Source organism: Vibrio sp. DNB22_10_4 (assembly GCF_052879755.1).
Genome location: NZ_JBNNXW010000008.1, coordinates 1 through 12,616, shown reverse-complemented (window position 1 = coordinate 12,616; position 12,616 = coordinate 1). Strand labels below are relative to the sequence as shown.

The 12,616-nt window shown below is 45.0% G+C and carries 13 protein-coding genes; 11 read left to right on the top strand and 2 right to left on the bottom strand.

Annotation, left to right across the window (positions count from 1 at the left end):
• Nucleotides 1-67: 67 nt before the first annotated feature.
• The gene (locus tag ACVA6Q_RS16995; protein WP_418642160.1) at nucleotides 68-256 is read right to left on the bottom strand and encodes a hypothetical protein; all 189 of its coding nucleotides are present in this window, start codon (nucleotides 254-256) and stop codon (nucleotides 68-70) included.
• A gap of 562 nt (nucleotides 257-818) precedes the next feature.
• Between ACVA6Q_RS16995 and ACVA6Q_RS16990 the strand changes: the two genes are divergently transcribed.
• From ACVA6Q_RS16990 to rplT, 10 genes are all read left to right on the top strand, one after another.
• Nucleotides 819-2,051 carry a DUF819 family protein gene (locus ACVA6Q_RS16990; protein WP_446648266.1) on the top strand — a complete coding sequence of 411 codons (1,233 nt, stop codon included), beginning with the start codon at nucleotides 819-821 and terminating at the stop codon, nucleotides 2,049-2,051.
• A gap of 172 nt (nucleotides 2,052-2,223) precedes the next feature.
• A complete protein-coding gene (locus ACVA6Q_RS16985) occupies nucleotides 2,224-3,339 on the top strand; it encodes a phosphoserine transaminase (protein ID WP_446648265.1) in 1,116 nt (371 codons plus the stop codon).
• 124 nt (nucleotides 3,340-3,463) lie between these two features.
• Nucleotides 3,464-4,633 (top strand): phosphoglycerate dehydrogenase, encoded by a 1,170-nt coding sequence (locus ACVA6Q_RS16980; protein ID WP_446648264.1) that lies wholly within the window; start codon nucleotides 3,464-3,466, stop codon nucleotides 4,631-4,633.
• Between the two features lie 157 nt (nucleotides 4,634-4,790).
• Entirely contained in the window at nucleotides 4,791-5,288 is a 498-nt protein-coding gene (locus tag ACVA6Q_RS16975; protein ID WP_353496332.1) for a hypothetical protein, read from the top strand.
• 149 nt (nucleotides 5,289-5,437) lie between these two features.
• Nucleotides 5,438-6,643, top strand: coding sequence for a PP2C family protein-serine/threonine phosphatase (locus ACVA6Q_RS16970; protein ID WP_446648263.1), 1,206 nt, complete (start codon nucleotides 5,438-5,440; stop codon nucleotides 6,641-6,643).
• Nucleotides 6,636-7,070, top strand: a complete 435-nt coding sequence (locus ACVA6Q_RS16965) for an ATP-binding protein (RefSeq protein WP_446648262.1) — start codon at nucleotides 6,636-6,638, stop codon at nucleotides 7,068-7,070. Before ACVA6Q_RS16970 ends, ACVA6Q_RS16965 begins: the two co-directional genes overlap by 8 nt.
• A 196-nt stretch (nucleotides 7,071-7,266) precedes the next feature.
• On the top strand, nucleotides 7,267-9,192 hold the full coding sequence (thrS, locus tag ACVA6Q_RS16960; RefSeq protein ID WP_446648261.1) for a threonine--tRNA ligase: 1,926 nt from the start codon (nucleotides 7,267-7,269) through the stop codon (nucleotides 9,190-9,192).
• A gap of 3 nt (nucleotides 9,193-9,195) precedes the next feature.
• On the top strand, nucleotides 9,196-9,747 hold the full coding sequence (gene infC / locus ACVA6Q_RS16955; RefSeq protein ID WP_103879584.1) for a translation initiation factor IF-3: 552 nt from the start codon (nucleotides 9,196-9,198) through the stop codon (nucleotides 9,745-9,747).
• Between the two features lie 104 nt (nucleotides 9,748-9,851).
• Nucleotides 9,852-10,046, top strand: coding sequence for a 50S ribosomal protein L35 (gene rpmI, locus ACVA6Q_RS16950; RefSeq protein WP_019275792.1), 195 nt, complete (start codon nucleotides 9,852-9,854; stop codon nucleotides 10,044-10,046).
• A 41-nt stretch (nucleotides 10,047-10,087) separates the two neighbouring features.
• Nucleotides 10,088-10,441: a 50S ribosomal protein L20 gene (gene rplT / locus ACVA6Q_RS16945; RefSeq protein WP_004401084.1), complete on the top strand. Its 354-nt coding sequence runs from the start codon at nucleotides 10,088-10,090 to the stop codon at nucleotides 10,439-10,441.
• A gap of 52 nt (nucleotides 10,442-10,493) precedes the next feature.
• Here the strand turns inward: rplT and ACVA6Q_RS16940 are convergent, their stop codons facing one another.
• On the bottom strand, nucleotides 10,494-11,459 hold the full coding sequence (locus ACVA6Q_RS16940) for an integron integrase (protein WP_446648260.1): 966 nt from the start codon (nucleotides 11,457-11,459) through the stop codon (nucleotides 10,494-10,496).
• A gap of 697 nt (nucleotides 11,460-12,156) precedes the next feature.
• Here ACVA6Q_RS16940 and ACVA6Q_RS16935 point away from each other — a divergent pair.
• Nucleotides 12,157-12,393, top strand: coding sequence for a hypothetical protein (locus ACVA6Q_RS16935; RefSeq protein ID WP_446648259.1), 237 nt, complete (start codon nucleotides 12,157-12,159; stop codon nucleotides 12,391-12,393).
• Nucleotides 12,394-12,616: the final 223 nt, after the last annotated feature.

The following is a 12,616-nucleotide window of genomic DNA, read 5'->3' as shown; positions in this document are numbered from 1 at the left end:
CAACAGATTTGATTGAGTGAGAAGGAGGGGAGATTTCCCTCCTTCTGTGAAACGAATAGAGTTTGCTTTAGATGCCGAAATCGTAGCCTTGGTAGATATCGGATAAGGTTTTGGGCTTTTTACTCCGTTTTGGCTGCGCTGGGTGATACTCAGTTTCTAATGCTTCAGCATGAGCTTGCGCGGATTTCATGAATTCAGGATTGGCCATCGCTTTTTTACGCAGCTCGTTGATGCGTTCTAGTTTTTCTTGCAACATAACTACACCTCATGAATTACTGTATGTAAAAACAGTATATTCAGTGACTGTATAAAGATCCAGTATTCGAGGTTAATCATTGGAATTTTGTACTCAGTAGACCGCGAGAGGGGTAATTGCGAAGTATGATTGGGTTAAATTTGACTTAAAAGTTGCAAAACCTGGCTAAGATATGTGATTTAGATCAAACAATTGTGATTGTGTGAGGGTACATAAATTGACCGCTTTAACAAAAGTAATGCAGTGAGTTGCACTTGGTTGGTTATCTTTTTGCTACCGTTGATTTTGCGGGTTATCAAGGTGTTAAAAGTATAGGTATTTACGCTAACTGACTGAAAGAAATGATTAATAGTTGGTTGAGATGTTTTTTTGAACAATGTTTTTCACAAATTACCATTATGAGTAAAGTATTGCCTATCGTAATGACTGGTTAATTATTCATGCTTATTGCGTAAAGATTGTTAAAGTTTGTCGCAGGCGAGCGTTGTCGGTATAGTCTCGGCCAACTACGAAAATGTGTCTAATTGTTTCAAGAAGACATCAGTTAAGGAGATTTATCGACATGATCGCAAATGATGCTGTCATTATGGGTTTACTAGCCGTTATCCTCGGCGCTGTATTTATTACCGAAACCAGTAGTAACCCGTTATGGAAAAAATTCTATTCCGTCGTCCCTGGCCTGTTGCTGTGTTACTTTCTACCGTCATTGCTCAATACTACTGGTTTGATTGATGGCTCAGCGTCTAATTTGTATTTCGTTGCAAGTCGCTATCTTCTTCCGGGCGCACTAGTCCTGCTCATTGTCTCTGCTGATCTGAAGAAGATATTTGGTCTCGGTTCTAAAGCCGTCATTATGTTCTTGACTGGTACGCTTGGTATCATCATCGGCGGCCCTGCAGCGATTGTTATTCTAGATTTCATCAATCCTGATCTAGTTTCTGGAGACGTGTGGCGCGGCCTTACGACCGTTGCAGGCTCTTGGATTGGTGGCGGTGCTAACCAAGCGGCGATGAAAGAAGTGTTTGGTGTGGGTGACCAGCTATTCTCTGCAATGATCACTGTTGACGTTATCTGTGCCAACATTTGGATGGCAATCCTACTGATTATGGCTGGTCGTCAGAAGAAGATGGACGCGTGGCTAAAAGCAGACACCACATCCATTGATGAGCTTAAAGAGACAGTGGCGAAGTACGAAGAAGAGAATTCTCGTCCAATTACAACAACGGATATGATGAAGGTTGTTGCTATCGCATTTGGTCTAACGGGTTTGGCTCACTTTGGTGCGGACATTATCGCGCCTTGGATAGCGACCAATGCGCCAGAGCTTGAGAAGTACAGCCTTACTTCTGGTTTCTTCTGGCTAATTGTATTAGTGACCACGTTTGCACTTATTGCTTCTACGTTTAAATCTGCGCGTACTCTTGAGCACGCTGGCGCATCAAAAATCGGTTCTGCATTCATCTATATTCTTGTCGCGACCATTGGTATGCAAATGGATGTGACGGCGATTCTTGATAATCCGGGTTATTTCTTCATCGGTATCACTTGGCTGACGATTCACGCACTGTTAATGATTGGCGTTGCGAAGCTGATTAAAGCGCCGCTGTTCTTTATGGCAGTGGGTAGCCAAGCAAACGTTGGTGGTGCAGCATCTGCGCCTGTGGTAGCGGCTGCTTTCCACCCGTCACTTGCGCCTGTGGGTATTTTGATGGCTGTACTAGGCTATGCGCTCGGTACGTATGGTGCTTATATCTGCGGCATCATTATGCAGGCCGCTGTGGGTGTTGTCGGCTAGTCAATAACTACTTTCAACTAAATGGTAGAAAGCAGTGCCTTTGGGTGCTGCTTTTTTTATGCGCCAAAAACCATTAGTAGCATCGTGTTTTCCTTTTTGTGGGCTTGCGTTTCGCTTGTTTTTCAGACAAGGTGTTGAATAGTTATTCAATTAGTTACAGGCAGGAAGCCAAATGAAACCGCAAATTAAACCCGCTAATCCCAATTTCTCATCTGGGCCTTGCAGCAAGCGCCCTGGTTATCAGTTATCAAGTTTAGATACTGCCTCACTGGGTCGCAGTCACCGCTCATCATTAGGCAAAGCGGTGCTGGCTGAATCTATCGCAAAAACCAAAGCAATTTTAGGTATTCCTGATGATTACCGCGTTGGTATTGTTGCCGGCTCCGATACTGGAGCGATGGAAATGGTGATGTGGTCGATGTTGGGTGCCCGCCCAGTCGACGTTTTTCACTGGGAGTCGTTTGGCTCTGGTTGGTTAACCGATATCACTAAGCAGCTGAAGTTAGATAATGTGAACAGTTATCTAGCCGACTACGGTGAGCTGCCAGATTTGTCTTTGGCTAATCCAAGCCATGACGCTGTGTTTACTTGGAACGGCACTACGTCTGGCGTAAAAGTCCCTAACGGTGATTGGATTCTTGATGAGCGTGAAGGTCTGACGATTTGTGATGCAACCTCTGCGGTTTTTGCAATGCCAATGCCTTGGGAAAAACTCGATGTGGTGACCTACAGCTGGCAGAAAGTGCTAGGTGGAGAGGGCGGTCACGGCGTGATTGTGTTGAGTCCCAAAGCGGTAGAGCGCCTTGAGAGTTACACGCCTTCATGGCCTCTACCGAAGATCTTCCGCATGACGAAAGGTGGCAAGTTAATCGAGGGCATTTTCAAAGGTGCCACCATTAATACGCCTTCCATGCTGTGTGTGGTGGATTACATTGATGCGCTAGATTGGGTTGATGGAATTGGCGGTGTAGACGCGGTAATTGAGAAGTCTCAAGCCAACCTTGCGGTACTGACCAATTTTGTTGAATCACGAGATTGGATTCAATTTTTAGCGAAACAGCCTGATCAGCGCTCTAACACAAGCGTGTGTTTGACACTAGATGCGACGGAAGAGCAGGTAAAAGCGCTGATTAAGCTGCTTGATGAAGAGCAAGTCGCGTATGACATTGGTGCGTATCGTGATGCGCCGGCCGGCTTAAGGATATGGGCGGGTGCCACGGTCGAGGCTGCGGATATTGAAGCATTGCTGCCTTGGTTAGATTGGGCTTACGCAGAAGTCACTAAATAAAGAACAAAGCACCTGCTTATCAGGTGCTTTGTTGTCTCTGGCACAACAAAAAAACGCCAGTATTGGGACGAGTAAAGTGCACTGATGGGTAGAAAAGGATTTTCAACTTAAAGTGGAACCGATAATGAAACAAATAAAAACCTACAACGCGATTGCCAATAAAGGGTTGGATAAATTTTCTCGTGATATTTACGAAGTCTCGAGCGAGTTTAGTGCGCCTGACGCGATTCTTTTAAGAAGCCAAAAACTGCATGATGAACCGATAGCCTCCAGTGTCAAAGCCATTGCGCGCTGCGGGGCAGGGGTGAACAACATTCCTATCCAGGCCTGCACCGAAAATGGCATTGTGGTGTTCAATACACCGGGTGCTAATGCGAATGCTGTTAAAGAGTTAGTATTAACCGGTTTGTTGCTCTCTGCGCGTGATGTTTGTGGTGGTATGCAGTACTCCCAGTCTCTCACTGAATTTTCTGACTCGACGGCGATGGACAAGCTGTTAGAAAAAGAGAAAAAGCGCTTCTCTGGATCTGAGATCAAAGGTAAGACGCTGGGTGTTATTGGCTTGGGGGCAATAGGTGCTTCAGTAGCGAACACGGCGATTGATTTAGGCATGGAGGTCATTGGGTTTGACTCGGCGCTGAGTGTTGAGGCTGCGTGGCGCTTGTCGAGCCGTATTCAACGTGCTGAAAACTTGCAATCACTGATTAGTAAATGTGACTTTGTCACCGTACATGTTCCTGCGCTACCTGCCACTATCGGATTGATTAGCAGCGAGTTATTGGCTGCGGCCAAACCTGGCCTAGTGCTACTGAATTTTGCTCGTAAAGAAATCGTTGATACTGATGCGGTCGTTACCGCGCTTGAAAATGGTCAAGTTGGGCAGTATGTAACCGATTTTCCAACGCCATCTTTGATAGGGCGAGAGGGGGTTATTCTGATGCCGCATATCGGCGCCTCAACGGCAGAAGCGGAGGAAAACTGCGCTGTGATGGGGGCAATGCAGCTCATTGATTTTTTGGAGAACGGCAACATTACCAACTCAGTCAACTTTCCTCAGATTACCCTAGAGCGAGCCGAGGGCTACAGGATCACATTTGCCAACGACAACGTCCCTAAGGTGCTGGGTACGGTGCTCTCTTTATTGGCCGATCTTAATATTAACGTGTTGGATATGCTCAACAAGAGCCGTGACGAAGTGGCTTATACCATTTTGGATATCGAGAATCAGCCGACTGACGAGTTGTTATCGGCGATCAGTGGTGTCGAGCATGTGTTTAATGTGAGAGCACTATAGGTATTCGTTACCATAAGTAAATTTGACGCCCAGCGTTACATTGTTGTGACGCAGGGCGTTAATGACAAGGGATTTAATCATATAATTTTGTTATTATTCCCCCATCAAAGGATGTACATAACTCTATGGATGGCACACTCAGCAAATAGGTGTTGCTATGCAAACGTATCAAATCGGTTCTTCTCTCGTTGGTTCTTCTTTTTCTGATCAATTGGAGGCGTCACGCACTTCAATGATGACCAACGCGCTTTCTCTCCCTACGTCTGTGTCCGTTGTCGGTGAGCCAATGAATGCTCATAGCGTGGTGGTGTTCTCTTCACAAGCTTCACTGCACGAACTTGAAATGTTCGCGGCAATTAAGCGTGAGTTTTGTGAGTCTTATTCGTTTTTGGATGTGTACTGCGATGCCACGATTGCTGACCTGAGTGTATCTCGTCAATCGGCGGTGAGCACTCTACCAATGGATGTGAATGCATCACACTGTGAAACTGCACAGCAAGTCTTAGAGCGTTCGATTGGCCGTAATGTGGTTGTCGTCGCCAGTGATAGCAATATTGATTTATGCGTTCAAGCCTGTGAGCTAGAAGGGCTCAATGTCGTGAGTACAGTTTCTTTGTGCACTAAGCGTCCAGATCTGTTGGCGCTGCAGTCATAATACTTCTCTAGCGCAAGCTAACATATTGGATAGTAACAACATCATGACTCACTTATGGTGTTGTTTTTTTATTTGAGCCAACTATTCTTGAAATAACAGCCCTTTAAAACTTAGGTGGCGTTATTTCAACGAGCCATACTCTCTCTTCTTTGCGAAAGTATTCGATTCTGCTGGTCGAAGACGACGCTGTCATGCGCGCAAGGTTGCGTTTACTGCTCGAAAAACGCGGTTATGAGATTCTGGTGGCGTGTGATGGTATTGAGGCTCTATCACTGCTTGAAAAAAATGAACATATTCAATTTGTGCTTAGTGACTGGGTTATGCCCAATATGGACGGGGTTGAGCTCTGTCAGTCAGTGAAGTCCAACGACTACAATCGCTATCTGTTTTTTGTATTACTTTCCTCTCAAGACGACCATAAGTCGATAACGCTTGGTATTAACGCTGGAGCCGATGATTTCGTTGCTAAAAATACGCCAGTAGATGAGCTTGATGCGCGAATTAAAGCGGGATTTCGAACGCTTGATTTGCATAATCAGTTGGTTGAGAAAAACCATGCCCTCAATTCGGCTTACGCACAAATCAATAGCGACCTCATGGTTGCGAGTGATTTGATTGGTAAGCTGCTGCCTATCAAAAGAGCGTATTCTGATATTGAACTGGCCTATGTTCACCAACCATCAGCGGCGATTGGCGGTGACATGTTAGGCTGTATTGAGCTTGATGAGCGCTATACCGCGTTTTATATTTTTGATGTTTCTGGACATGGCGTCGCATCGGCACTGCTCTCTTTCTCTATTCACCATACTTTAAATACCTTACAAGGCGATTCCGCGACTATGTACACGGATCTCCAAGGAAAACGTCAAGTAAGAAAAGCGTGTGACGTATTGGCATCTCTCAATAGAACTTACACCATCAATGACAACCATGGTTTGTACGCCACTATGGTTTACGCGGTGCTTGATAGAAAAACCGGTGAGCTAGATGTTGCGTTTGCCGGTCATCCTCCACTCATTAAAGTGGAGGCGTCGTCGGACTCGATTGAGAGGATAGGAGAGAGTGGGTTTGTGATTGGTATGTTTGACTTTGCAACGTATGAGTCGACTTCTCTGGTCTTAGAACAGGGTGATGAAGTTTGGTTTTATACTGATGGCATCACTGAAGCGCAGATGGATGATGAGATGCTTGGGGAAGAAACGTTAGAGAACTTGATTGCTTCTACTCGCGGAGCTGTGATGCAGGACAAGCCGTCGCTGGTAATGCAGCAGGTAAAAACGATGATAGGAAGCCAAGAGTTCGATGATGATGTTAGTTTATTGGCCGTGCGTCGAAGCGGGGAAGGTAATGACTAGATTTCTTAGGAAGTTTGAATCATCGACTGACGCGTCAAGAGAGATCGCCACTGCGCTGTTGGAATTTTGGGGGCAGCAGGGCGTTCAAACACCCGTTATTCATGATCTTGAATTGTGTGTGGTTGAGCTGGCGAACAATGTTTACGAGCATGGGTATCAAGAGAAAGACGGCAAAGTGATTGAAGTCGGCTGCCGTGTCGCTGCTAAACAAATAGAGATAACAATCAACCACGAAGGCTTATCTTTAGAATCTGACGTTATGAATGAAATGTTGAGTGCGCCGCTTCAAGAGCTAGATCTAGACGATCCGTTAAGCTGGGCCACTTCGGGCCGCGGCTTCTACATTCTCAATGCGTTGATGGATGACGTCACTGTTAGTGAAAACAATGGCGTGACCAGATTTAGGCTCATCAAACTTCTTCCCTGATTTCATAGTTTATGAAATTACGATTGTTATTTTGTACGCATTGGTTAAAATGGCCGCTTGCTTTGGATGGTGCATCCGTATTTGCATCAAAAAAGGCAACCATTCATATGAAAACGCGGCAATTATTATCAACTCAATTGCCAGACAATAAAGCATGTCTTGCTTGGTGTGCAAGACCACTGTAATAGGACTTTATATGCCTGTAATTACTCTTCCTGACGGTAGCCAACGTCAATTTGATAACCCAGTATCCACTATGGATGTCGCTCTATCTATCGGTCCTGGTCTTGCGAAAGCAACCATCGCTGGTCGTGTAGATGGCGAGCGTGTTGATGCGTGCGATCTGATTGAAAATGACGCGAGCTTAGAAATCATCACAGTAAAAGACGAAGATGGTCTTGAGATCGTTCGTCACTCATGTGCTCACTTGCTTGGTCACGCGATTAAGCAGCTATACCCAGACGTCAAAATGGCGATCGGTCCAACGATCGACAGCGGTTTCTACTATGACGTTGATTTAGACCAGTCTCTCACTATGGAAGACGTGGAAAAAATCGAAAAGCGCATGAAAGAGCTAGCAAAAACCAAGTATCAAGTTATCAAGAAAAAGGTTAGCTGGCAGGAAGCGCGCGACACATTCGAAAGTCGCGGCGAAACATACAAGATGGAAATCCTTGACGAGAACGTTTCTAAAGACGACCGTCCAGGCCTATACCATCACGAAGAATACATCGATATGTGTCGTGGCCCTCATGTGCCAAACATGAGCTTCTGTCAGCACTTTAAACTGCTGAACGTTGCTGGCGCATATTGGCGTGGTAACAGTGACAACAAGATGCTGCAACGTATCTACGGCACTGCATTTCACGATAAGAAGGCTCTCAAGGCGCACCTAACTCGCCTAGAGGAAGCTGCAAAGCGTGACCACCGTAAAATTGGTAAGCAGTTGGATCTATTCCACATGCAGCAAGAAGCACCGGGTATGGTGTTCTGGCACCACAACGGTTGGTCTGTATTCCGTGACTTAGAAGTATTCATCCGTGAAAAACTGACAGAATATGACTACCAAGAAGTCAAAGGTCCACTTATGATGGATCGCGTTCTTTGGGAGCGTTCTGGTCACTGGGACAAATACGCTGATGCGATGTTCACGACCTCTTCTGAGAACCGTGAATATGCTATTAAGCCGATGAACTGTCCTGGTCACGTACAGATCTTTAACCAAGGTCTAAAATCGTATCGTGATCTACCGCTACGTATGGCTGAGTTTGGCTCATGTCACCGTAACGAACCATCAGGTGCACTGCACGGCATTATGCGTGTACGTGGCTTTACTCAGGATGATGCTCACATCTTCTGTACTGAAAGCCAAATTCAAGATGAAGTAACATCTTGCATCAAGATGGTGTACGATACGTACAACACATTCGGTTTCGACAATATCGTAGTAAAACTGTCAACTCGCCCAGAAAAGCGTGTTGGTAGCGATGAAATCTGGGATCGCTCTGAAGAAGCGCTCAAACAATCTCTTGAAGCGATGGACATTCCATTCGAGATTCAAGAGGGTGAGGGTGCGTTCTATGGTCCTAAGATCGAATTCACTCTATACGACTGCCTAGATCGCGCATGGCAATGTGGTACAGTTCAGCTAGACTTCAACCTACCGGGTCGTCTAGGTGCAACTTACGTGGATGAAAACAACGAGCGTCAAGTTCCTGTTATGATTCACCGCGCAATTCTAGGTTCTCTTGAGCGTTTCATCGGTATTCTTATCGAAGAATACGCTGGCTTCTTCCCAACGTGGTTGTCGCCAGAACAAGCTGTTATCATGAATATCACTGACAAACAGTCTGATTATGTTCAAGAAGTAACACAAAAACTGCAAAAAAGTGGAATTAGAGCCAAAGCGGACTTGAGAAATGAGAAGATTGGCTTTAAAATCCGCGAACATACTTTGAAGCGTATCCCGTACATGCTTGTTTGTGGTGACCAAGAAATGGAAGCCGGCGAAATTGCAGTACGTACACGCAAAGGTAAAGACCTCGGTAAATTTAAAGTGGATGACCTCATTTCATACATCCAAACCGAAGTTTCAAGCCGTAAGCTCAATCTGGAGGAATAAGCTATTAAAGGCGGAAGACGTGGCCAACAACCGGCCAAACAAAACCAGCACCGTTTGAACGGTGAAATTCGTGGCGTTCGTGAAGTTCGTTTAACTGGCGCAGATGGTGAACCTGTCGGTATCGTATCGATTCAAGAAGCACTAGATGCCGCTGTAGAAGCTGGTATGGATCTCGTAGAGATCAGCCCTAACGCCGAGCCACCAGTTTGTCGTGTGATGGACTATGGCAAGTTCCTCTTCGAGAAGAGCAAAGCTGCGAAAGAGCAGAAGAAGAAGCAAAAGCAGATTCAGATTAAGGAAGTAAAATTCCGTCCTGGAACTGATATTGGAGACTATCAGGTAAAACTACGCAACCTGACGCGTTTCCTAGAAGACGGCAACAAAGTGAAGGTAACAATTCGCTTCCGTGGCCGCGAAATGGCTCACCAAGACATTGGTGTCGACGTTCTTAACCGTCTGAAAGAAGATACTGTAGATTTAGCTGTAGTAGAGTCTTTCCCGACTAAGATCGAAGGCCGCCAAATGATCATGGTATTGGCCCCTAAGAAGAAGTAATTAACGGCTTTACAAGTAAGAAAACCTAGCCGTTCTTGAATGGCTGGGTTTTGTTCGCCCTAATTACTATTGTTTAACAACTCAACAATGCGGAGTTATTCATCATGCCTAAGATGAAAACCAACAAAGGTGCTGCTAAGCGTTTTAAGAAAACTGCTGGTGGTATTAAATTTAAGCACGCTACAAAACGTCACATTCTGACTAAGCGTACTACTAAGAACAAGCGTCAGCTACGTCCAAATGCAATCCTTCCTAAGTGTGAAGTGGCTGCAGTTGTTCGTATGATGCCATACGCTTAATTCTTTTTAGTTTATCAATCGTTTAGTTTAGGAGAGACATAATGCCTCGCGTAAAACGTGGTGTACAAGCTCGTGCACGTCATAAGAAAGTTCTAAAACAAGCTAAAGGTTACTACGGTGCACGTTCACGTGTTTACCGCGTAGCTTTCCAAGCAGTTACTAAAGCTGGTCAATACGCTTACCGTGACCGTCGCAACAAGAAACGTCAATTCCGTCAACTGTGGATTGCACGTATCAACGCGGCATCTCGTCAAAATGGTCTATCTTACAGCCGTTTCATCAACGGTCTTAAGAAAGCATCTATCGAGATCGACCGTAAGATCCTTGCTGACATCGCGGTATTCGACAAAGCTGCATTTGCAGTTCTAGTTGAAAAAGCGAAAGCTGCTCTTTAATTAGCAGTTTAGGTCTATGTAAAAGGAGAGCGTAAGCTCTCCTTTTTTGTATCTATAGAATACTAGATAGTGGACTGGTAACCCCACTTGCCCCTCTGTTTAGCACATGAGTGTATATTTGTGTGGTCTTCACGTCGGTATGGCCGAGCTGCTCTTGAACAGTGCGAATATCGGCTCCGCTTTCCAGTAAGTGTGTGGCGAAGGAATGACGCAGCGTATGACATGTGACGGTTTTACTTAAGTTCGCCTTTTTAGCCGCTGCTCTGACAGCTCTTTGCAAAGTCGAAGGGTGCACATGCTGCCTTCGAAGCAAGTTGCTCCTTGGATCCTCACTTAACTTGGTCGAAGGAAATAAGTAGTGCCAACCGAAATCAAGATGTGCATTTGGATATTTTCTCGTTAAAGCATGCGGTAGATAGACACCGGCGTAGCCCTGTGTTCGATAATCCATTTGATAATAGTTTCTCGCTCTATTAATTTGCTCCTCCAGCGAACCACGCAGTTCATTGGCAAGGGTGACCACTCTGTTCTTAGCCCCTTTTCCTTGCCATACACGCAAAGCGCCATAATCAAAATCAACATCGTTGACTCTTAGCCTCACGCATTCCATTACACGCAACCCGGAACCATACATAAGTTGCATCGGTAGTAATAAATTAGGATTTGTGCATTTAATTAGTTGAGATACTTCTTGTTTAGTTAAAACTTCCGGCAGCTTGGTCTCCTGGACTGAACGCTTAAACTTCAGTTCCTTGTCTAAGGGTGTTTTTTGTATTTCTTTATACAAGAAGTGCAGAGCATTTAGTGCGAGTTTCTGTGTCTTTGGGGCTAGGTGTAATTTTGTCGCTAGAAAAGTAAGGTAAGCCTCGACTTCCTCAGAGCCCATGTTTCTAGGGTGCTTCATACTATGAAAAATGATGAATCGCTTAATCCAATATAAGTACGCTTCTATCGTTCGCTTTGCGTACTGCCTGGTGTACATGTATTCAGAGATGTGTAAGAGATAAAGTGATTTCATAGTAAATAAAGGTATGTATAAATAAACAGTTCTTCTGATTTTAGGGTATGCTGGAAGTTATATAAGCATAATGTTGCTTATCGTGAGTGATGTCACATTAAGAGGTAACGTAAGGTACTGATTGCATTGGATGTTCATGTTAAATTGGTATTTTACTGTTCTGAAGCAGGGGCGGTAGCGTGGGGGAGTTATAGGCGCGTGGTGCGGCCTAATATATGTTAGCTTTCTCGGTTAAGTATTGTGGTGTATGGGTTCAGCGTTCTAGCTTTACACCTGAATTTCAGTGTCAAATCGGTGCGTCGAGCGTGCTGTTTCTTTTTCGCTGACACATCATGAACCAACTTATTAGCAGGTGCACTTGGTTGTCAGCTTCAGCACAAGAGCCTTGAGTTGCCCTTAAGTGTCGTCATCTTTGACGGCAAATTGGTTGAAGGTTCAATGCTTCTGCATTGGGCTCATCGTTGGTGTTGTGTTTGGAGCGTTTCTTTAAAACCTTGGTGGCAAACGCTGGCTGCATCTCACGAAAAAAGCTAACAAATTGCTCAAGCAGACAGCTAACGCTCGGCGATTTTGGTTTGGTTGAGTTCAGTGATTAAGGTGGCTTTGCTTGAGTGTTGTGTTCGTTAGCTGCAACTTAGCAAGGCGTTAGTTGCTTTGAGATTGTGAAGGCTTTGGAGGAAAAATCAGGTTGGTTCAAATGTACGGTTCTGAGAAAACAAAGGCGTTTTGCTGCAATTGTAAAGAGGTCACCCTCCACAGATATGAAAGCTTCTCACAACCCCAAAAATCCAGCGAGTCAAAAGCAACTGGTTTTTTCTCAGGCTTTTTCGCATCAATAGCTAGTGCATTGATGGAGGGCGAGGCAACAGGAGATTACAAGTGCATAGTTTGTGGTACTAATCTCCATACACCAGACCACTTGGATTCACTCTGACAATCAGTAGCAAGGTGCGAAATTGCAAAGTTTCGCAACTAACAATTTGTTCAAGCAGACAGCTAACGTTTGGCGAATTTGGTTTGGTTGAGTTAAGTGATTACGGTGGCTTTGTTTGAGTGCAGTGGTGGTTAGCTGCTACTTAACAAGGCGTTAGTTGCACTTAGAATTTTAGTGGTCAAATCATTGTCCCTTTAGCTATGCAGCGACCAGCCTCACTGCT

Coding starts and splice junctions, on each gene's coding strand:
- ACVA6Q_RS16995 (WP_418642160.1), bottom strand. CDS start 256: ATGTTGCAAGAAAAACTAGAACGCATCAACGAGCTGCGTAAAAAAGCG.
- ACVA6Q_RS16990 (WP_446648266.1), top strand. CDS start 819: ATGATCGCAAATGATGCTGTCATTATGGGTTTACTAGCCGTTATCCTC.
- ACVA6Q_RS16985 (WP_446648265.1), top strand. CDS start 2,224: ATGAAACCGCAAATTAAACCCGCTAATCCCAATTTCTCATCTGGGCCT.
- ACVA6Q_RS16980 (WP_446648264.1), top strand. CDS start 3,464: ATGAAACAAATAAAAACCTACAACGCGATTGCCAATAAAGGGTTGGAT.
- ACVA6Q_RS16975 (WP_353496332.1), top strand. CDS start 4,791: ATGCAAACGTATCAAATCGGTTCTTCTCTCGTTGGTTCTTCTTTTTCT.
- ACVA6Q_RS16965 (WP_446648262.1), top strand. CDS start 6,636: ATGACTAGATTTCTTAGGAAGTTTGAATCATCGACTGACGCGTCAAGA.
- thrS (WP_446648261.1), top strand. CDS start 7,267: ATGCCTGTAATTACTCTTCCTGACGGTAGCCAACGTCAATTTGATAAC.
- rpmI (WP_019275792.1), top strand. CDS start 9,852: ATGCCTAAGATGAAAACCAACAAAGGTGCTGCTAAGCGTTTTAAGAAA.
- rplT (WP_004401084.1), top strand. CDS start 10,088: ATGCCTCGCGTAAAACGTGGTGTACAAGCTCGTGCACGTCATAAGAAA.
- ACVA6Q_RS16940 (WP_446648260.1), bottom strand. CDS start 11,459: ATGAAATCACTTTATCTCTTACACATCTCTGAATACATGTACACCAGG.
- ACVA6Q_RS16935 (WP_446648259.1), top strand. CDS start 12,157: ATGTACGGTTCTGAGAAAACAAAGGCGTTTTGCTGCAATTGTAAAGAG.